Origin of the sequence: Aeromonas sp. ZOR0001, from assembly GCF_000801015.1 — a bacterium.
GTDB lineage: Bacteria > Pseudomonadota > Gammaproteobacteria > Enterobacterales > Aeromonadaceae > Aeromonas > Aeromonas veronii.
On the sequence record NZ_JRJY01000032.1, the window covers coordinates 1,009 to 1,746 of the forward strand.

Below are 738 nucleotides of genomic sequence, written 5' to 3' on the forward strand. Positions count from 1 at the left end.
CGGGATTGGCCCCACCAAGACCCTCGCCAAGCTGGCAAACTATGCAGCCAAGAAGTGGCCTGCCACTGGCGGCGTCGTGGACTTGCGTGACGAGCTGCGCCGTGCCCGGCTGATGGCTATCACCCCGGTGGACGAGGTGTGGGGCATAGGACGGCGCTTGGGAGCCAAGTTGGTGGCACAAGGCATCAACACCGTTGCTGACCTGGTGGCTAGCGACGCCAAAGGGTTACGCGCCCAATACGGCGTGGTGGTCGAGCGGATCGTACAGGAGCTGCGTGGCCTGCCTTGCGCAGAGCTGACCGTTGAACCGGCGGCGAAGCAGCAGATCCTCTCGAGCCGTTCCTTTGGTGAGCGCGTGACTGACCGTGGGGAAATGGCCCAAGCGTTGTCAGGCTTTATGGCTCGTGCTGCCGAGAAGTTGCGGGCCGAGGGAATGTGTTGCCAGCGGGTGCATCTGTTCGTGCGGACCAGCCCCTTTGACGAACGTGCGCCTTACTACAGTGAGCAGGCTGGCGTTCGGCTGGTCTGCCCTAGCGATGACACCCGGTTGCTGCTGCAGCAAGTGAACGTGCTGCTACCGCAGATTTGGCGCGACGGTTACCGTTATCAGAAGGGGGGCGTCATGCTGAGTGAGTTCACCCCCAAGGGGCAGCAACAGGCCGACCTGTTTGCCCCGTCCTCCGCTCAATCAGATGCGCTGATGGCAGTGATGGACCAGATCAAAGCCAAGGGATTGGG

General features: G+C 62.3%; 1 protein-coding gene. It reads left to right on the plus strand.

Annotation, left to right across the window (positions count from 1 at the left end; translation table 11 throughout):
• Window positions 1–738, plus strand: a 738-nt coding sequence (locus tag L972_RS03155) for a DinB/UmuC family translesion DNA polymerase (RefSeq protein ID WP_442853367.1), incomplete at both ends; no start/stop codon positions are given.